The following is a 19,493-nucleotide window of genomic DNA, read 5'->3' on the forward strand; positions in this document are numbered from 1 at the left end:
CTTTTTTCAAAATTATCTTAAAAACTTGACGAATCAAACTTCCATTTTTATAATTAACCCAATTGCCGGGTCCAAGAAAATTGATTTTTCTTCAGCAATTCTAAACACAATTTCCGGGCAAAATTTGTCGGCAGAAATCGTAAAAACACAATACAAAGGTCATGCATTTGAAATTGTAGAAGAATATCTTGCCAAAGGATTCTCGCAATTTGTAGCTGTTGGAGGTGATGGCACCGTAAACGAAGTAGCCTCGGCATTGGTTGAGACCAAAGGAAGCCTGTCTATTATTCCGGTAGGCTCGGGAAATGGCCTGGCACGGGCACTGGGAATTTCTATGAATTGGGAAAAGGCTCTTCAACAAGCTATCCATGGTACAAAAAGATTTATTGACGTAGGTTTTATTAATGAAAAGCCTTTTTTCTGCACATCCGGTATTGGATTTGACGCCCTTTGTGCCTATCATTTTGCTAAAGGGAGCCATAAAAGAGGTTTGTCAAATTATGTAAAAATCATTCTTCAGACTTATTTTGGATATACCCCATTAAAAGTTGCCTTTCAAGGTCAGGAGGTGGAATACTTTTCTCTGACATTTGCCAATGCAAACCAATTTGGGAATGACGCATTTATAGCCCCGGATGCTATTTTAGATGATGGAATGCTCGATTGCTCCATTATTGGTCCACACCCAAAATGGTACGGCACCATGATGGGCTATTTGCTTATGGCAGGAAAAATAAGAACTTCAAAATACGTGGAGTATTATCGGGGGAAAAGTTTTGAATTAAAAGGACAGCCTCAATGGCTGATCCATATCGATGGCGAGTCTCTGAAATTGGAAACAGACCGAATCTCAGTTTCCATAAAGGAAAATGCCTTGGGAATTATGATTTAATATTTTTGAAAAAAAAGAAATATTTGACTGATTATCAATATTTTATAATATGAAAAACAATAAAGGAGGTATAGTATATTCTACCAATCCAGATTATCAATATCAGGATGATAATGCAGTTGCCAAAACGCTTTCCAATGAAAAGCAAAATTTAAAAATCTGGCTCGACCGCAAAGGTGGCGGTAAAGTGGTAAGTCGGATTGCCGGATTTATAGGTACTGAGGATGATTTGAATAATTTAAAGAAAAAAATACAGAACCTTTGTGGCTCAGGTGGCTCTGCCAAAGATGAAGAGATAATGATACAGGGAGATCACCGGGATAAGATACTGGTTTTTCTTTTAAAAGAAGGCTATAAAGCAAAAAAAGCGGGAGGTTAAAACTTCCCGCTTTCTTTTTTATAAAATATGGCATTTATTCAATTCCACCCATCCACTTTTTGATAGGCTTGGCAAATAGCAACAATACCAATCCCGAAACTATCCCTATCACAAATACCTGATTAAACAATGAAGGCATTTGTTGTAAATTTCCTTCGGTAAATCCACCGGCAAAAATACCGGCAATGAGGTTACCCAAAGAAGCACCTACAAACCAGATACCCATAAACTGACTCACATATTGTCTTGGAGCAAGCTTGGTGTAGGAACTCAGACCAACGGGGCTAATTGAAAGCTCACCGATAGTATGCAATACATAAGTTACAGAAAGGAAAATAAAAGATGCTTTCACACCGGTAACAGCAATATTGGCACCTAGAACCATCACATAAAATCCAACACCCATTAATATCAAACCGATGGCAAATTTCACGGGAGTTGAAGGATTCATATTTCGTTTTTCAAGAAATGCCCAAAGGCTGTTTACCAAAGGTGCCAACATCACGATAAATGCTGCATTGAAAAACTGAAACCATGAAGAAGGCATTTCCCAGCCAAAAAATGTTCTTTCTGTATGCCTGGAAGCAAATATCTGAAAAGAGGTTGCAGCCTGCTCGAATCCTGACCAAAATATAGAAACTGCAAAAAATAAAACTCCTAATACCGCGACTCTTTTCTTTTCAACTGTATTAAGACCACCACCAAGCAAAATGAAAAGGAAATAGGCAATCGTGATTGATACTATGATAATTCCTGCCGCATTGGCTAAACCCTGGGCATTGGAAAAATCAATTTTTCCGGTAAAATGCAATGCTGCATATAACACCACCAATGCTCCAATTATAATGTAAAGTACATTTTTATTAATCGGTGGATGAACCACTGCATTGGTATCAGAAACCTTCACTTTGGCTGATGGTTCATCACCAATTCCTTTAAGGTAAGTGCGACCCATAAAAATAAAGGTGATTAGTCCAAAAAGCATAGCAATAGAAGCCGTTGCAAATCCCAAATGCCAGTTTACTTTTTCGCCAATATAGCCAACCATCGCGATTCCTAAAGTAGAACCCACGTTGATTCCCATATAGAAAATAGAAAATGCTTCGTCCCTTTTCCTTCCTCCTTCGGGATAAAGCTCACCTACTATGGTACTGATGTTGGCTTTTAGCAAGCCTGTACCAAAGGCAACTGCGACCAGACCAATATAAAATGTAGATGGACTACTTGAAATTGCCAAAATAGCGTAACCCAGTGTAATCAATCCCCCTCCATAAATTATTGATTTTTTCTGACCCAAAATATTGTCTGCAATCCAACCACCAGGTAGTGTGAGCAGATAAACTGAAGCCACATAAAGAGCATAAATGGAGGTGCCTTCAGCTTCTGGCAAACCCATGGCTCCCCTGGCAGTTGGGCTTATTAAAAACAACAACAAAATGGCACGCATTCCGTAATAGCCAAAACGCTCCCACATTTCGGTTAAAAACAATACAAAAAGCCCTCTTGGATGGCCAAAAAATGATTTATCTTGCATTTTCTTATTTATTTGGTTTATTAAATATAGTTTGATAAAGGTTAATTCTAATGTCAGAAATCAAACTTACAAATGAAAAGACAAACCACCAAACATACTAAATAACAAAAAAGGAGAATAGTCGACTATTCTCCTTTTTTTAATCCTAAACTTCACTCTCTTATCCCTTATAAAACAGCCATTTCCCAAGCTCTTTCCAGGTTACTTTTTTACCATACATCAGGATACCTACACGATAGATTCGGGCAGCCAACCAGGTAGTAAATACAAATCCTCCTATCAATAATAAGACAGAAATAACTATTTGCCAAACCGGTACTCCAAAAGGAATTCTCACCATCATGATGATTGGCGAAGTAAATGGTATCATGGATGTCCAGATGGCCAGATTACTGTTGGGGTCACGGATTACAAACTGTGCCATCATAAATGCCGCTATGATAGGTATCGTAATGGGCATCATAAACTGTTGGGTATCGGTTTCACTATCCACTGCAGCACCCACTGCTCCAAATAATGCACTATACAACAAGTAACCTCCTAAAAAATAAAAAAGGAAAGAAACAATAATAGTGGCCATTGGGAGAGTTTCAAGAGCATCCATAATCTCTGAAACACCACCTGCTGCACCCATTCCTGAGCCCATTTTCATGTTCTTTTTGGCCATTTCCTGGGCTTCGGGTGGTAAATTAGCCATTTGTGCCTGTGAAATTGCGTTTTGGGATTCCATCATTTTTTCACCAACTAGTTTTTGTCCAAAAAATATTACACCGCCAGAAAGCACAATCCATAAGCCAAATTGAGTTAAGCCCACCAGAGCTACTCCTACTATTTTACCTATTAATAATTGGAAAGGCTTAACCGATGAAATAATAACCTCCACTATTCGGCTGGTTTTCTCTTCGGTGATTCCACGCATCACCTGAGCACCATAAATAAACACTGCTAAATAGATCAAAAAGGCACTTATTCCGCCCACAGCCGATGCTGCAGCAGCACTGCTTTTCTTTTCAGAACCTTCTGACAGACTGAGGGTTTCAGATTTCACATTCATTTTGGCACTCTCCAAAACACTCTTTGTGATACCCGCCTCGGTAAGTTTTATGGTTTCTATCTCCTTTTCTATGACTCCTTCAACTTTATTCTGGAGCTCCAGACTAACACCTTTTTGTGCAAAAATCTTAACACCTGAGCCTTCAGACATAATATTTTCAGGAATAATCACCAGGGCGTCTTTTTTGTCTTTTCCAAGCTGGGATTTAAGTTTATCGATACCTTCTTCCGAAAACGTAAATACAAATTCTTCTGAAGATTTGAATTTCCCATTGAAAAGTCCGCTTTCATCCTTAACCATAATCTGCTTTTGATCAATAGAAGAAATTGCCGCATAAATTACCACAGCATACATGGCACCAATTAACAAGGGTCCAAGAATGGTCATAATAATAAATGACTTTTTCCTTACTCTTGACAGATACTCTCTTTGAATAATCAGTAAAATATTTTTCATAATCTGGTTTTAGTTTGATTGATTAACTGCTTTAATAAACACATCATTCATGGAGGCAATATCTTCTTTAAATAGCTTTATTTCAATCTGTTGCATCAACTCAGCCAAAATTTGATTTCCTTCTACACCACTTGATGCTTTGATAACCGCCAGCTGATTGCCATCTGAAGTTTGGCTTTCTGAATGAATCGAAAAAGTCTCGCCATCTTTTAAAACTCCTTTTTCAAATTCTACGGTAAAGGTATTAGATTTATATTGTTGTTTAATGTCACTTTTCCTGCCTTCCAATACTTTTTTCGAATTATTAATCAGAGCGATATAGTCGCATAGCTCTTCTACAGATTCCATTCTATGTGTAGAAAAGATTATCGTAGAGCCCTTTTCTTTTAGTTCAAGAATTTCATCTTTTATCAACGTAGCATTGATAGGATCAAAACCTGAAAACGGTTCATCCAAAATGATTAACTTGGGTTCATGCAAAACAGTGGCCACAAACTGAATCTTTTGCTGCATACCTTTTGAAAGGTCTTCAATATGTTTATCCCACCAGGTTTTTATATCAAACTTAATGAACCACTCTTTGAGTTTTTCCATTGCCTGCTCCTTGTTCAGGCCTTTTAGCCTTGCCAAATAAAGCAATTGCTCTCCTACTTTCATTTTTTTATAAAGCCCTCTTTCCTCCGGCAAATACCCAATTTCATATATATTGTGATCATTGAGTGGCCTACCATCAAACAAAATGCTTCCCGCATCCGGAGCAGTGATTTGATTTACAATCCTGATTAGCGAGGTTTTCCCGGCTCCGTTGGGTCCCAATAAACCGTAAATCACGCCTTTGGGCACGGTTAAACTTACATCGTCCAATGCAGTGTGATTGGCATAGTTTTTTACAACATTTCTGATCTCCAGAATATTTTCAGACATAGTGAACAGTTTTTTTGCCAAAAATACTACGCTAATTAGAAAGAATAATATAAAATATTTAGAAGGATAAAATTTGTGGTAAATGGAAATATTGATTTTCAAAAAATATAACTCCTGTTTCTTTATCATATATTTTGCTTTTTTTTGAAAGTAAATGGCTTTTTTTTTAAAGAGAAAAATAAATAATTGAAATAGTAGTTTAAATTTGCGAAAAGGGTTTGAAGTATAAATCTGAGAAATGAAATTATTTAAAAAGGCAAAAGAATATTATACCTTAATTATCAATTTTATCGCCAGGCAATTTGCTGCCTTTGGAAATTGGATTGAAATTATATTAATAAAAATATTAGGAGAAGAAAAAGTTAAATCCTCTAAAAACTGGATTTCTGACATTTTGAATCGAACAAATACATTTTTGTTTAGTCATCTTGATACGGACGGAGAGAATTACACGCTGATAAGAAAAATTTATAAATGGTTTTATCGCATTGGTTTTGCCACCTTGATTTTTTTGTTTTTGATAAATACGAATTTCCTTTGGCTCACCGGGGGAATGCCCAGCATTGAGCAACTTCAAAACCCAAAATTATCTCAGGCATCAACAATCTACTCTGCAGATGGTTTAGAAATGGGGAAATTCTTTACTGAAAACCGTCAACCCGTTGACAGTGCGGCCATATCTCCATGGGTTTTTAAGGCTTTGATTGCCACTGAAGATAAGCGTTTTAATGACCACTCAGGCATTGATTTGAGAAGAATGGCCGGTGTGGCTGCCGGAATACTATCAGGCAACTCGGATGCCGGAGGAGGAAGTACGATTTCCCAACAACTTGCCAAAAACCTATACAATACCCGTAAAAAGGAAATGAGAGGATTACTTTATTACATTCCATTGGTAAAAACTATCGTATATAAAACAAAAGAATGGCTTACGGCAATCCAATTGGAGAAAAGATTTACTAAAGGAGAGATCGCAACACTTTATCTTAATACGGTTGATTATGGCAACAATACTTTTGGAATAAAAACAGCCTCAAAGACTTATTTCAACAAAACACCTGATAAACTCACGGTATCCGAAGCAGCCGTTTTGGTGGGTTTACAAAAAGCAACCACCTATTATAACCCGATTCGGAATCCAAAAAACTCAAAAAAACGTCGGAATACTGTTTTACAACGACTGATTCAAAACGGAGATTTAGACGCAAAATTGGCGGCAAAACTACAGGAAGAGGATATCAAACTGGATATTAATATGGAAGATGCTGAGGACGGTCAGGGCAATTATTTGAAAGTTGCACTTTCCAGACAAATAGAAAATTGGGCTAAAAAGAACGAAATAGACCTGGACCTTTACCGGGATGGTTTAAAAATTTACACAACAATTGATTCAAGAATGCAGGATCATGCCGAACGAGCCATGAGACAGCATATGAAAATGCTTCAGAGAGAATTTAATAATCACTGGAGAGATAAAAATCCATGGACTTATGAAAATGGTGATGAAATACCCGGATTTATTGATACGGTAGCCAAGAGAACCAATTTTTATAGAAAACTTGCAGATAAATATGATGGAAACAAAGACTCCATCAATAAATATATGAACCTGCCAGTTCCAATGAACGTGTTTAGCTGGGAAGGAGATAAAAAAATGCTGATGAGCCATATGGACTCAATAAGGTACTATAAAAAATATTTGCAGGCAGGTATGATGGCTTACGATCCTTATTCAGGATTTATAAAAGCATGGGTAGGTGGTATTGATTTCAACCATTTCAAATATGACCACGTAAAACAAGGAAGACGTCAACCTGGATCTGCTTTTAAACCCATCGTTTATACTGCCGCAATTGACGGCCCATTAAACCTCTCTCCTTGTGACCGGAGAAAAGATGAGGAAGTAATATTGAAATGGAAAGAAAATGGCCAGGATAAAGAATGGAAGCCTAAAAATGCCAATGGTAGGTTTTCAAACAGCAACATGACCCTTCGATCAGCAATTGCACGCTCGGTAAATTCAGTTTCAGTACAGTTGGTCGATGAAATGCGGGCTAAAACCGTAGTGGATTATGCCAAAAAAATGGGAATTACAAGTCCAATGGATCAGGTAGCTTCTTTGGCTTTGGGAAGTTCAGATGTGTCTCTTTATGAACTAACCGCAGCTTATGGTATTTTTCTAGATGAAGGCCTCTATCGCGAACCGATTTTCGTATATAAAATCGAAGATAAAACAGGAAAAGTCCTTTTTGAATTTGAAGCTAAAACTCATGAGTCTATAAGACCTGAATCCGCTTATTTGATGCAATATATGCTCAGAGGTAATGTAGAAGAGCCTGGTGGTACTGGGAGAAGTATGTATAACTATTCAGAATTATTCAGAAATGGTGGACAGGTAGCCGGCAAAACCGGAACCACCTCCAATAACTCCGATGCCTGGTATGTAGGATTTACCAAAGACCTGGTTGCGGGTGTTTGGGTGGGTGGCGATGACCGCTCTATTCACTTCAGGGGAGGACTGGGGGAAGGAAGCCGGTCGGCACTTCCAATTTTTGGCCAATTCATGGATGCAGTTTACCGGGATAAAGCTTTAGGTTATAGTCCGGGGCCATTCCCTAAGCCAACCATGAAAATTGAAAAAGACTATTTAAGTTGTTTTTCAATCGCAGCAGTTGCAGTGGATTCAACGGCCTTGGGAGAACTAACCCCAGCAGAAATTGATTCAATTCAAAGATACCGTAACCGCTTCAATGACAGCACAATATCACTTGATAGAATAAAAGTCAGACGGCCAGGTGGGGATAGTCTAAAATAATATTATATTATTAATAAAAAATGGGATTATTTATATTTATTGTTGCCATTTAATAAGTTTTTTGTGAAAAAATAAGCAATTTATATGACATTTGTCATTTAAATAACCTTATAAACTTCGTGAAAAAAATAATCTTCATTTTACTTTTTTTAATTTCCAATTATTTAGGCTTTTCGGCAACCCGAACATTCTGTGGAGCATCGGGTGGCAATTGGAATGTGGCATCAAATTGGTGTTCGGGAAATCCTGCAATAAGTGGCACGCTTCCTGTTGCTGGTGATGACATAATTATCCCAACAGGAATTACAGTAATTGCAAATTCAAACATTGGCCCGATTTTTAGATCTATCACTGTAAACGGTACTCTAAATGTTTCTGATAATGGAAAAGTTGAAACCACGGTATTATACATTAATGCCTCCACTGGCTCGACATTTTCCAACTCAAACAATGACAAACTAAAGATAACTGGTGGAACTACCTATAGTGGAAATGAAATTAATACAATTCCAAAAGGGGTAGCTCACGGAACAATTCCCCCATCATTTCCAGTAAAATTGTCAAATTTTAGTTCCGATATTATAATTTCAAAAATAAAATTAAATTGGGAGACACGTGAAGAAACTAATTTTTCAAAATTTGATATTCAAAGATCATTTGATAGTAAATCATTCGAAAGTATTGGCCTTATTTCTGGCTCTGGTGAAGGCAGTTATGTTTTTTTTGACGATTCACCAAAACCTGGCAACAATTACTACAGATTAAAAATGATTGACCAGGATGGTTCTTTTGAGTTTTCAAAAATCATTTCCCAATTTTATCACCTAGAGACCTCCAGTTTATTAGTTTTTCCAAATCCGGTAGAAAACAAAATTTTTGAAATAAAAACACAGAAGGAGTTTTCTGATTTTCAGATCTTTAATATTTCTGGAAAAAGAATTAACGCTGAAGTTCAAAAAAATATTGATCATTCATTAATTATCTTAAAAGATAATATAGAGAAGCAAAGCCTTATTTTACAGGCTAATGTGGATGGTAAGATAGTTTCCCAAAAAATATATGTTAATTAATTTAGAAAAATGAAAAGTAATTATTCAAAACCGAAATTAAAGAAGTTGGGAAAAGTAAAGAACCTTACATTAAAAACCGGTTCACTTTCAGATTTTGGAAGTAACAAATATACCCCCTGAAAACTAATTAATAAATCAAAAAAATTGTTGGCCTTTTCTGTATATCAGGAAGGCCATTTTTTTTCCAGGTACCTACGGACTGCGTTTTGATAAATTCCTGCTCAGAGGTAATGTCACAGGCAATGCAAAGTCTTGTGGCTGGGTTGAGGTTATTATAAATTGCATTCAGAAGCTGATGGTTGCGGTAGGGAGTCTCCATAAAAATCTGTGTTTGCTTTTTCTGGCTGGCTTCTTTCTCTATTAGGCGGAGTTTTTTCGATCTTTCATCATCTTTAATTGGTAAATAACCATGAAAAACAAAAGACTGACCATTAAAACCTGATGCCATTAAAGCTAGAAGTATTGAATTTGGACCCACCAATGGATTTACTTTTATCCCCAATTGATGTGCCACTTCTACCACCAAGGCTCCAGGGTCTGCCACTCCCGCACATCCGGCTTCAGAGATTACTCCAAAATCACCCTCAGATTCCTGAAGATTATTATAAACCTCTTCAAATCCTGTTTCCTGATTGATTTCAAAAAATTGAAGCTCATCAATCACCATGCCTAGTTTTAAAGAAGAAATAAACCTTCGGGTGGTTTTAATATTTTCTACAAAAAATACTTTCAATGACTTAATAACCGCTATGGCTTCCGGCGTCAATGATTTTTGATGGGTATTATCAGCAAGAAGCATGGGTAAGAGAAATAAATTCCGCATTCTTTTTTATATTTTTTGAGAGAAAATTATTGACTCAAGATTTTTAAAATATTTTCGGTTTTTATGTCTTTATAATTTTGAATATAAAAACAACATGGAGGCAACTCTTCTTTTGTATGAGAGCTCAAAACTCCTACTACTTTCATGCCGGCATTCATGCCTGCACTAACACCCGAAAATGAATCTTCAAAAACCACGCTTTCAGAGGGTTTTACACCCAGATTTTCAGCAGATTGCAAATAAACTTCCGGATGAGGCTTGTGATGGCTTACATTTTCACTGGCCATAATTGATTCCATCATGGTCTCAAAACCAAGACCCTTCATAATTAAGTCGAGGTTGGCTCTGGGTGCTGAAGTGGCCACTCCTGTCAAAAATCCTGCTTCTTTCAGGCTTTTCAAAAAAGCCATAAATCCTTCAATCTCTTTAATATTTTCTGCATAAATCTCCCTGAAAAGAGACTCTTTTTCATATTCAAGATCATCAAATTCCTTCCCTTCTATTTTTCTGCCCAAAAAATGACTCAAAATATAGGAATTACTTTTCCCATACATGTGTTGCGAAAATTCTTCTTCGGTAGGAAACAGATTTCTTTTCTCGAAAAATCGCTTAAATGCGATGCTATGAAACGGATTGGTATGGCATATTACGCCATCCATATCAAATATTACTGCTTTTTTCATCCCTCAAAATTAAACAAATAAGCATTTTAAATACTTAAATATTTTTGGATTGTTTTAATAGAAAGCCAAACTTTTTGGATTGACAAATATTTATCAACTAAAAACCTACTTATTTCTTCTGATTTGCTAAAAATTTCAGTACCAAAATTTTAAAATTCCCCAAAAATATACCCAAAAACAAAGTATTTTTGTAAAATGAAAGAAACGGTAAACGGTACCCAAACCATAGATTTTGATCAGCTTGATCCCAAAAAATATATTATTATTAAGGGAGCGAGAGTAAATAACCTAAAAAACGTCAGTGTAGCCATCAAACGCAATACTTTAACGGTAATAACTGGTTTATCGGGTAGTGGTAAGTCCTCACTGGCATTTGATACGCTTTATGCCGAAGGCCAGAGAATGTATGTGGAAAGTTTGAGTTCCTATGCAAGACAGTTTCTGGGTCGCATGGAAAAGCCCGAAGTTGATTACATCAGAGGGATTTCGCCGGCAATAGCCATAGAGCAAAAAGTTGGCTCAAAAAATCCCCGTTCCACAGTAGGTACCACAACAGAAATTTACGATTATTTCAAATTGCTATTTGCCCGAATTGGAATCACCATTTCCCCGGTTAGTGGAAAAGAAGTAAAAAAAGATACTGTAACAGATGTCGTAAATTATCTTTTTTCTTTTCCGGAGAACACCAAAGTGATGGTACTTTGTCCATTAAAAACCAATCATGAAAAAACCCTCGAAAAAGAGCTGGAATTGCTTTTAAAAAAAGGTTTTGGCCGTATTCTGGTCAATGAAGAAATGATGCTGATTGAAGAAGTGATTGAGAATTTTGACAAAAAAATACATGAGAAATCAAAATATAAAATTCTGATTGACAGAGCAGTAGTACATTTTGACGAATCCGGAAATCCTGATGAAGATACACAATTTAGATTTTCAGATTCAATTCAAACAGCATTTTTTGAGGGTGAAGGCGAGGTTGAAATACAAATTGCAACCGAGGAAGGAAAAATTACGAAAAAATTCTCGGATCGTTTTGAATTAGATGGAATAACCTTTGAATCTCCATCAGTAAATCTTTTTACATTTAATAATCCTTATGGTGCCTGTAAACGATGCGAAGGATTTGGTAACGTTTTGGGTATTGACGATAACCTCGTTTTCCCCGATAAAAACCTTTCCGTATTTGAAGGTGCAATCGCACCCTGGAGGTCTGAAAAAATGAATGACTGGCTTATGCCATTGATCAGAAAAGGTATAAGATTCGACTTTCCTATTCACAGATCCATAAAAGACCTGACCGAAGATCAATACCAGTTACTTTGGACCGGAAATGAACATTTTGCAGGCTTAAACGATTTTTTTAAGTTTCTGGAAGAACAAACCTTCAAAATTCAATATCGTGTCATGCTAAGCAGATATCGCGGCAGAACAGTATGTCCCGACTGCCGGGGTTCAAGACTACGAAAAGATGCTTCTTATGTGAAAATCGCCGGAAAATCGATTATTGATTTGGTTTTGATGCCCATTTCAGAGGTTACGACATTTTTTAAAAATCTGGAGCTTAATGATTACCAATACAAAGTAGCCAAGCGAATACTGATAGAAATCAACAACCGGCTCGATTTTATGGAAAGAGTTGGACTTGGATATTTGACACTTAACCGCCTTTCAAATTCTCTTTCCGGAGGCGAAACCCAACGAATACGCTTAGCTACTTCATTGGGTAGCTCACTGGTAGGCTCAATGTACATCCTGGATGAACCGAGTATAGGACTTCACCCTCGTGACACTCAAAGGCTTGTAAGTGTTCTAAAATCACTGAAAGATTTGGGTAATACTGTAATAGTGGTAGAACACGAAGAAGATGTAATGAAGGCCTCTGATGAAATCATAGACATTGGTCCTGATGCAGGTAATCTTGGTGGCGAGCTGGTTTACCAGGGCAAATGGGATGATATAATTCCGGCTGGCAACAAAAGTCATACTGTCAATTTTTTAAGTGGAAAAGAGACCATTCCTCTTCCTAAAACCAGAAGAAAATTCTTTGATTTTATTTCAATCAATGGAGCCAAAGAAAATAATCTGAAAGACGTTTCAGTAAAAATTCCTTTGGGTGTGTTTACGGTAATAACCGGTGTATCAGGTTCCGGAAAATCAACCCTAATCAGGAAAATCCTATATCCTGCATTGGCAAAGTTGAAAGGTGATTTCGGTGACGATGTAGGTCGTTTTGAGGATCTTTCAGGTAGTTTAAGCCGTATCACTCAGGTTGAAATGGTTGATCAAAATCCTATTGGAAAATCAAGCCGTTCCAATCCGGTTACTTATATAAAAGCTTATGATACTCTGAGGGCTCTCATGGCCGAGCAGCCTCTTTCGAAAACCCGTGATTATAAACCCTCTCATTTTTCATTTAACGTAGAAGGGGGCCGTTGTGAGGCATGCCAGGGAGAAGGCCACCAGACCATCGAAATGCAGTTTATGGCAGACGTAAAACTCACTTGCGAAAGCTGCCATGGCAAAAGATTCAAGAAAGAAGTATTAGAAGTAAAATATCAGGACAAAGACATTGCTGAAATCCTCGACATGACTGTGGACGAAGCATTGGAATTTTTCAGAGCCAGTCAACCCAAGCTCGCAGAAAAAATGCAACCCCTTCAAGACGTGGGATTGGGCTATATCAAACTAGGTCAGGCTTCCAATACGCTATCAGGAGGAGAAGCCCAAAGGGTAAAACTTGCATTCTTCTTAGGAAAAGGGAATTCTGATAAAGGAAGGACCTTGTTTATTTTTGATGAACCTACCACGGGATTGCATTTTCATGATATCAAAAAGCTTTTGAAGGCTCTTAATGCCCTTGTAAATCAGGGCGATAGCGTTGTGGTTATTGAACACAATATGGAAATAATCAAATGCTCAGACTGGATCATTGATCTCGGCCCGGAAGGTGGAGATAAAGGGGGTTACGTGTGTTTTGAAGGTACGCCAGATGAAATGACAAAAATTGAAAACAACTATACAGCACATTTTCTAAAAGACAAAATCAAACCTTAATACTGATAAATTAAGATGAGGGTCCCATTGGAATTCAGGCTTCTGCTTTTAGCTGCTTTGGGATTAAGGCTTTTGGTTTCTGCCCGAAAATATAGAAAAACCACTGAAAAAAAATTTGAATCCTTCCTGGAATTACCTGATTTTCAACATTCTGACACAAATGAGGATTATATAAATCTGGTTTTAAATCATAAATATATTTTCAGAAATGTAGTCAGGGGAAAAGAAAGTGAAAACCGGTTTTACTTCCTGATATTTTTGATACAAAAGCTCGAAAAATCAATCTCAAAAGGAGGAATTTATCGTTTTTTCTGGTTTGATGCACACCTGGTTCCGGCTTTTTATGAAAGTCTGGTATTTCTGGAAATGGATGAAGAAAAGGAAAAATTCGGAGAAATCCTGAAACACATTTCACCAGTTGAATTTACTGAACTTAAAAACAGAAATTATTCTAATATTACTGCTCATACATTTCAGGTAGAAGGCGATGCCCAATCCGTATTTTTTGAAGACTTTGATAAGGTGTTTATTTTGAGAAATTTTATTGTTAAAACAGAAAAAAGGTTTTTTGGAAATCATCCAGAAATTTTTTAATATTTTTGATAAAAACATCAGAAAAATGAAAATAGACGCTCACCAGCATTTCTGGAAATATAATACTGAAGACTTCGGATGGATTGACGACAGCATGTCAGTAATTAAAAAAGATTTTTTACCGGAAAACCTTGCTCCCATATTAAAAGAAAATGGATTTGATGGATGTGTCTCGGTGCAGGTTAACCAGATTTTGGAAGAAAATGACTTTATGCTCGGACTTGCTGCCAAAAACGACTTCATTAAAGGGATTGTAGCATGGGTAGATTTGCAATCGGAGAATCTCAAAGAACAATTGCAGGAATTCAAGAAAACACCTGTCATCAAAGGCTTCAGGCATGTTTTACAAGCCGAAAAAGAAGGCTTTATTACTAATCCGGCATTTATATCCGGTGTAAAAACACTTTCAGAATTTGACTTTTGTTATGATATTTTAATTTTCCCTCACCAGCTCAAAGAAGCCAAAACTTTGATAAAAAATTGCCCTGACAATAAGTTTATAATCGACCATATGGCGAAACCTTACATAAAAGATAAAAAAGTAAGTCAATGGGCCAATTATATGCAAAAAATAGGGGAATTGCCCAATGTAATGTGTAAAGTGTCGGGAATGGTTACAGAAGCCGAATGGTCGGGCTGGCAAAAGGAAGATTTCTATATCTATCTCGATATGGTTTTAGGAGCTTTTGGTACAAAAAGACTGGTTTATGGCTCCGATTGGCCGGTTTGCACATTGGCAGCTCAGTATTCAAAACAACTGGAAATTGTGGAATCTTATTTCGAAAAACTCTCTTCAACCGAAAAATCTGATATTTTTGGAGGTAATGCCTGCAGATTTTATGGGATTTGAAAAATAAAAAGGCCATCCAAAGGACGGCCTTTTTTAATATTCTACTATAAAATTTATCTATGCAAAATCAAATTCTGAGTCATCGCCTCTTCTCCATTTACCACTCTGATAGTCAGGTTAGTTGTAACCAAACCTTTGGGTAAAGAATATGCTTTTCTCAGTTGCTGAACGGTACCTTCCATGCTCATCACTTTTCTACCATCCAGATTAACTATTTCAACGGTAATGTTGTCGGTATCTCTCATCCCGGTAAGTTTCAAATTAAACTCACCGTAGGTAGGATTAGGCCATACCCCAATTTCAGGAACAATGTTTTTGCCTTTACCTGATGTAAAACTTACACCGTTACTGGCATTAAAACCTTTTTTGGATTTTACCCAAACTCCACCTTTCAAATAGGCCACATCACTGTTGTCAGAAAGTTTAACATCCAAATCGGCATTGTTGGCTGTACTAAGCACCCAATACTCAGTTTGGTTGATTTCTTCCATATTGTAATCCAACTCAGTAGAAACATCCATTGGGTTGCGAGCTACATATTTGGCTTCTACTGTATTACCTTTAAGGTTTTTAACTTCAAAACTTCTCAAAGTTGCCCCATCACCCACCGGAAAGTCAAAACTTCCAACACCTGACTTTTGCATTGAACCAGCAACATGTGAAATATCACTTGCTCCAGTGTATTTTGCATTTTCACCAAGAGAAAGTACAGCATCTTCGGTAGTTACAATTCCTCTTTGAAAATTAATTGATTCATTTACTTTTACCGATGACTTAATGTTAATATCATTTTCAACGGAAATTCTTGAAACCTCTAATTTTTCAGAACCATTAATTTCTTGTGTGCTATTACCATTAAACACCATATCGCCTTTAGACGAAATTTTGGCATTGTTGGTAAGGTCACCTTTAAGAATCACCTTGCCGTTATTCGAAATCTCGCCATTGTTTACAACAGAAGACCCCAAACTAAGAACTGCACCCTCATTTACATGAATAAGGGTAGAATTAACAACCTGAGCTGAAACTGAGCCGGCTATTAGTCCGATGCCTACTGAAAGTATTAATTTTTTCATATTTTGAAATGTTTAATATCGATTTGATGTATAAAATTAACCTTAAACTTATTTAAAAAAAAATATACAATTCATTTTTTATTAAATGGCTACCGCAAATTTTGAACCAAGATTACATTATTTCATCCAATTGTGAGCTTGCATCCATTCTGCGAGCCTATCCGGCCATTTGGCAACCGGGCCGGTATTTGACTTTTTCATTGAAAATCCATGCCCTCCATTATCGTAAATGTGCATTTCTACAGGAATATTTTGCGATTTCAGTGCTTTTACATACTCAATACTATTACCCACCAATACACCATCGTCAATAGCATGAACCAAAAATGCCGGCGGTGTGTCTTTATTTACCTGAAGTTCATTGGAGTACTCTTTGATTTTTTCTAAAGAAATATTTTTATTTAAAAGATTATCTCTCGAGCCCAGGTGTGCCAGTCCATCAGTAAAACTAATAACCGGATACATCAAAATCGAAAAATCTGGTCTGACATTAACATTCGTATCTACGATTTCACCTACCTGTTTATTAAAGTGTGTTGAAGCTGTTGCAGCCAAATGTCCACCCGCCGAAAAACCCATCACTCCTATTTTGACTGGATTCAATTTGTATCCAGTTGCATTTTTTCTTACAAACCTAATGGCCTGCTGAATATCCTGAAGGGGTCTTATTTCCGAATTCTCAAAAAGCTCCGGCTGTGGAAGTCTGTATTTCAAAACAAAGGCGGTTACTCCTCTTTTGGCAAACCATTCCCCTATACTGGTACCTTCATGGTCCCATGCCAATATGTAATAGCCTCCGCCAGGACAGATGATAACAGCAGCATCGGAGGTTTTATTTTTTGGTAAAAAAACTGTAAGGGTGGGTATAGTAATATCCCTTAGCCTTGTAATTCCGTCAGTTTCCCCAACTTTCAAATCTTCCTTAACATTTAAACCCGGTTTCAAGCCGGGTGCTGCACCTTCATATAAAGGGATAATTTTGGTTTGAGCTATCAAAATATTCAATGATATTATCCAGAAAAACAATACTTTAACCATTTCAAAATTATTATTTCATGAAAACTATTCAGATTCTGTGGCTTTGATAAATTCCAGAACTTTAAATTCGGTTCTCCGGTTTACCTGATGCTCTTCTTCATCTTTGGCATTCTGAATAATTAACTCTGTTTCACCATAGCCTTTTGCTTCCAGCCTTTCCTTGGATATCCCTTTGATAGACAAATAGTTAATAACCGCCTCAGCACGTCTTTGCGACAATCTGATGTTATACAAATCGGTCCCTCTGATATCGGTATGTGATCCCAGCTCAATTTTTATGGTAGGATTATCCTTTAAAATCTGTACCAGTTTGTCCAATTCCAGAGCTGCATCGGGTCTGATATCATATTTGTCGAGATCATAATATATATTTTCCAGCCTGAAAGTTTTTCCAATAAAGATTTGCTCAAGATTTATGTTGGTAATATAAGTTGTATCAGTTACAGGTTTTGTTAACAATGGTACGGGAATGCTTCTACCATACATCGTAAATTCGGCTCTTTTTGATAAAAACCCACTTTTTTCTGCGAGAATCACATAATCAGTATCTTCTTCCAATTTTATTGGTTCCGATTTTCCATTCGTCAGCATGTGCTCACTAATTTGCTCTTCAATGCCTCCTTCGATTTTCAGAACTTTGATACCAGAAGAATCTAAAGCAACAGTTTTGTCGGCTATTTGTGTAAATACATTAACGTTTAAATAATAATTAACTACCTTACTATTTTCACTTTCAGGAGTGCCTGAAGGTTTATTATTGGGGTTTTCTCCATTTTCGGCTACTTCTTCTTCTTTAGGTTTTGGCGGAGCCTGATAGAAATAGATATCATCAGAGCCCTTGCCTGCAGCACGGTTTGACGTAAAAAACTGATTTCCATTTTCATCAAAAGACAAGCCAAAATCATCCATTGAGCTGTTGTATGGAAGTCCGAGATTTTCAACAGTAATTTTTCCTCCAGACCTAACCGCAACAAATAAATCCAGTTTACCAAGCCCGGGATGCCCGTCAGAAGCAAAATAAAGTTTGCCATCTTCTGACACAAAAGGAAACATTTCATCGCCGGCGGTATTTATTGCTTTACCCATGTTGGCCGCATTCCCAAATCGACCCGAGGCATCCATATTAACCCGGTAAATATCTAATCCACCACTCCCACCAGGTCTGTCGGAGGCAAAATACAAGGTTTTTCCATCACGTGAAAAGGCAGGAGAACCATCCCAAGATGCCGAATCTGAGGCACTTACCAATCGAGGCTCAGTCCAACCTTCACCCGCCACATATCTGCTTAGATACAAATCCACATCAGAGGAATTATCTTTTCTTTTACCCGAATTTCCTCTGGCAAAAACCATGGTTTTACCATCAGGAGTAAAAGTAGGTGAGCCTTCATTCCTGTCAGGGTCCAGAATTTTTGAAGAAAAGGGTTCTACGGTTCCCTGCACGGAGAGGTCTTCTTTAATTTTTACTTTGTAAATTCCGAGAAATGGCAGACCATTGGAATATGTTTTCTCTTTTTTACTGGCCGAAAAAACAAAAGATCCATCCAGTATCATTCCTGAATACTCGATACCCCAGGTATTCAATTCTGATAAATTTTTAAACTCCAGCCCGGCATTTTTTTCTTTTAGAGAGCCAATCATCTGTAATGTATTGGTTTCACGGAGGGCTCTTTCGGTGAGCACTTTATTGGCGGGTTTGGTTTCAAGAAATTTCTGAAAATAGTCTTTTGCCATATCGTACTCTTCGTTTGATTTGAGTGCGTAGGCATAATTGAAAAGCAAATCAGGATCAGAAACATCCTTTTTTACAGCTTTTTCATAATAAGGAAGAGCTTCTATCCAGCGGTTTGACAAACGATAAGAATCTGCGATTTTGAGATTCAAAACTCCAACCTGGCTACTGTCAATATCTTTAACTTTTAAAAACTCTTTGATTGCAATATCAAAATTGCCACTTTCCATGCTACTCAGTCCTCTTTTATAGTTTTTTATTTGTGAAAAACTCTCGAAAGAACTAAAACCGAAATACAATCCAAAAAGCACAATGATAATTTTTCTCATAAAACTATTTACAAATTTTTCTGCCAGTCAGGATTCAAAAAAATGATTTTCAACAAATATAAAACGGCAGTAGGTTTTTATTGTTGTGAATTAAAAAAAAATACGAAATTGAGAGTGATAATGTTACAAATTATCCTAACAAAATGTTAAAAGTTTAGCCTAATTGCCAACTTTCAAAATATAATTATCT

The 19,493-nt window shown here is 36.9% G+C and carries 15 protein-coding genes; 7 read left to right on the forward strand and 8 right to left on the reverse strand.

Annotated elements, in window-relative coordinates:
- Positions 1 to 25: 25 nt before the first annotated feature.
- Positions 26 to 892 carry a diacylglycerol kinase gene (locus tag IPP61_19070; GenBank protein MBL0327230.1) on the forward strand — a complete coding sequence of 289 codons (867 nt, stop codon included), beginning with the start codon at positions 26 to 28 and terminating at the stop codon, positions 890 to 892.
- Between the two features lie 49 nt (positions 893 to 941).
- Entirely contained in the window at positions 942 to 1,271 is a 330-nt protein-coding gene (locus IPP61_19075; GenBank protein ID MBL0327231.1) for a translation initiation factor, read from the forward strand.
- Positions 1,272 to 1,305: 34 nt separating this feature from the next.
- Here IPP61_19075 and IPP61_19080 read toward each other — a convergent pair whose 3' ends face one another.
- The 3 genes from IPP61_19080 to IPP61_19090 all read right to left on the reverse strand — a co-directional run bounded on the left by IPP61_19080 (position 1,306) and on the right by IPP61_19090 (position 5,239).
- Positions 1,306 to 2,805: a peptide MFS transporter gene (locus tag IPP61_19080; GenBank protein MBL0327232.1), complete on the reverse strand. Its 1,500-nt coding sequence runs from the start codon at positions 2,803 to 2,805 to the stop codon at positions 1,306 to 1,308.
- A 160-nt stretch (positions 2,806 to 2,965) separates the two neighbouring features.
- Entirely contained in the window at positions 2,966 to 4,315 is a 1,350-nt protein-coding gene (locus IPP61_19085) for an ABC transporter permease (protein ID MBL0327233.1), read from the reverse strand.
- Positions 4,316 to 4,324: 9 nt separating this feature from the next.
- A complete protein-coding gene (locus IPP61_19090) occupies positions 4,325 to 5,239 on the reverse strand; it encodes an ATP-binding cassette domain-containing protein (protein ID MBL0327234.1) in 915 nt (304 codons plus the stop codon).
- Positions 5,240 to 5,477: 238 nt separating this feature from the next.
- Between IPP61_19090 and IPP61_19095 the strand changes: the two genes are divergently transcribed.
- Both IPP61_19095 and IPP61_19100 read left to right on the forward strand, forming a co-directional pair.
- Complete coding sequence (locus IPP61_19095; GenBank protein MBL0327235.1) at positions 5,478 to 8,054, forward strand: transglycosylase domain-containing protein; 2,577 nt, start codon at positions 5,478 to 5,480, stop codon at positions 8,052 to 8,054.
- A gap of 119 nt (positions 8,055 to 8,173) precedes the next feature.
- Positions 8,174 to 9,124, forward strand: a complete 951-nt coding sequence (locus IPP61_19100; protein ID MBL0327236.1) for a G8 domain-containing protein — start codon at positions 8,174 to 8,176, stop codon at positions 9,122 to 9,124.
- A 127-nt stretch (positions 9,125 to 9,251) separates the two neighbouring features.
- On the opposite strand, the gene IPP61_19105 is transcribed toward IPP61_19100, so the two are convergent.
- A complete protein-coding gene (locus IPP61_19105; GenBank protein ID MBL0327237.1) occupies positions 9,252 to 9,947 on the reverse strand; it encodes an SAM-dependent methyltransferase in 696 nt (231 codons plus the stop codon).
- Positions 9,948 to 9,973: 26 nt separating this feature from the next.
- A complete protein-coding gene (locus IPP61_19110) occupies positions 9,974 to 10,630 on the reverse strand; it encodes an HAD family phosphatase (protein MBL0327238.1) in 657 nt (218 codons plus the stop codon).
- A gap of 195 nt (positions 10,631 to 10,825) precedes the next feature.
- Between IPP61_19110 and uvrA the strand changes: the two genes are divergently transcribed.
- Genes uvrA through IPP61_19125 form a run of 3 tightly spaced genes read left to right on the forward strand, consistent with a single transcriptional unit; the run spans position 10,826 to position 15,128 of the window.
- The gene (gene uvrA, locus IPP61_19115) at positions 10,826 to 13,684 is read left to right on the forward strand and encodes an excinuclease ABC subunit UvrA (protein MBL0327239.1); all 2,859 of its coding nucleotides are present in this window, start codon (positions 10,826 to 10,828) and stop codon (positions 13,682 to 13,684) included.
- Between the two features lie 15 nt (positions 13,685 to 13,699).
- Positions 13,700 to 14,278: a hypothetical protein gene (locus IPP61_19120; protein ID MBL0327240.1), complete on the forward strand. Its 579-nt coding sequence runs from the start codon at positions 13,700 to 13,702 to the stop codon at positions 14,276 to 14,278.
- Between the two features lie 25 nt (positions 14,279 to 14,303).
- Positions 14,304 to 15,128 carry an amidohydrolase family protein gene (locus IPP61_19125; protein MBL0327241.1) on the forward strand — a complete coding sequence of 275 codons (825 nt, stop codon included), beginning with the start codon at positions 14,304 to 14,306 and terminating at the stop codon, positions 15,126 to 15,128.
- A gap of 53 nt (positions 15,129 to 15,181) precedes the next feature.
- On the opposite strand, the gene IPP61_19130 is transcribed toward IPP61_19125, so the two are convergent.
- The 3 genes from IPP61_19130 to IPP61_19140 all read right to left on the reverse strand — a co-directional run bounded on the left by IPP61_19130 (position 15,182) and on the right by IPP61_19140 (position 19,303).
- Positions 15,182 to 16,204 (reverse strand): hypothetical protein, encoded by a 1,023-nt coding sequence (locus IPP61_19130; GenBank protein MBL0327242.1) that lies wholly within the window; start codon positions 16,202 to 16,204, stop codon positions 15,182 to 15,184.
- 117 nt (positions 16,205 to 16,321) lie between these two features.
- Positions 16,322 to 17,242 (reverse strand): alpha/beta hydrolase, encoded by a 921-nt coding sequence (locus tag IPP61_19135; protein MBL0327243.1) that lies wholly within the window; start codon positions 17,240 to 17,242, stop codon positions 16,322 to 16,324.
- Between the two features lie 24 nt (positions 17,243 to 17,266).
- Positions 17,267 to 19,303, reverse strand: coding sequence for a PD40 domain-containing protein (locus IPP61_19140; GenBank protein ID MBL0327244.1), 2,037 nt, complete (start codon positions 19,301 to 19,303; stop codon positions 17,267 to 17,269).
- Between the last annotated feature and the right edge of the window lie 190 nt (positions 19,304 to 19,493).

This window comes from Cytophagaceae bacterium, from assembly GCA_016722655.1.
GTDB lineage: Bacteria > Bacteroidota > Bacteroidia > Cytophagales > Spirosomataceae > Leadbetterella.